The organism is Nitrosomonas sp. HPC101, from assembly GCF_009833125.1.
GTDB lineage: Bacteria > Pseudomonadota > Gammaproteobacteria > Burkholderiales > Nitrosomonadaceae > Nitrosomonas.
In genome coordinates, this window is sequence record NZ_QRCC01000026.1 from 1 (window position 1) to 1,181 (window position 1,181).

Here is a 1,181-nt window from a genome sequence, read left to right on the forward strand (position 1 = left end):
GTACTGATGTCAAAGGCTGTGACAGCAGTGCCAGTAGCCGCGATATTTTGCGGAGTGAAGCTTGCATCAAAACCGGTAGTGAAGTCGAAGGTGCCGGTAACACCAGCTGGTGCAGCGTAGCTGATATCCAATTTACCCCCTGTAGTAGCATCAGCAGCAAGGCCATAGTCAGCTTCGGATACCACTAACACCTGTGAATACTGTAGTAATATTACGTCCATCAGCGGCAACTAAATCTACACCAGAACCATTATCAACAGCCCTTACTCCAGTCACGGCCGACTGGGCATTGATTTGTTCCACGGCATGGGCACGATTACTGACTGCATTGTTGGTGTTGGTGAGGCTAATAGCCGTGCCATTGATATCAATTGAATCTGCATCATTAGCAGAACCAGTGACGGCAGAAGTTTGACCTAATACCTTGGTCTCGTTGGCACGTACTGTCAGGCCGGAAATACCGGCATTGTTGAGTGCATTGGTGATGGCTTTGGCGTCATCAGCTACATCACCAAGGGTATAGACCTGGCCACCAACCGTTACAGCTTTGGGTGATACAGTATCATTGGCAGTGCCGATAGAAAAGCCAGTCTTGTTGAAACCCTGGTACTGACCCAGATCACTGGCACGAGCACTGGTGATTTGATCGACAGTGATGGTTTGGCCAGCATTAGCTCCTATCTGAAAATTCTGGGCTTTGAAAGAACCATCCAGCAGTTTAGTACCGTTGAAATCAGTTTGTGTTGCCACGCGATCGATTTCAGCAATCAATTGATTGACCTCGGACTGCATAGCAGCACGATCAGAAGCAGAATTAGTCGCGTTGGAGGATTGCACTGCTAGTTCACGGATACGCTGCAGGTTATTACCAATTTCACCGAGTGCGCCTTCGGCAGTTTGTGCCAGTGAAATACCATCGTTGGCGTTACGTGCCGCTTGGTTGAGGCCGCGGATTTGCGAGGTCATACGCTCGGAAATGGCCAGCCCGGCAGCATCATCCTTGGCGCTGTTGATGCGCAAACCGCTGGATAAACGCTGTAAGGCGGTACTGAGTGAACCTTGCGATACGTTCAGATTACGCTGTGAATTGAGTGACGCAACGTTGGTATTAATAACTTGTGGCATTTTTATTTCCCCTTCCGAGAAGTACTTTTTAAAGTATCGTGGCGCTCTTTCATAGC

1 protein-coding gene and 1 pseudogene are annotated in these 1,181 nt (G+C 48.9%); both read right to left on the bottom strand.

The genetic code is table 11. The features are described 5' to 3' along the window. Positions 1-185: hypothetical protein (locus tag ABO04_RS11710; protein WP_205012799.1), on the bottom strand; the 185-nt coding region annotated here is incomplete at its 3' end. Then, positions 169-1,181: pseudogene (locus ABO04_RS12285) on the bottom strand (flagellin); the annotation flags it as partial. The pseudogene ABO04_RS12285 and the gene ABO04_RS11710, both read right to left, overlap by 17 nt.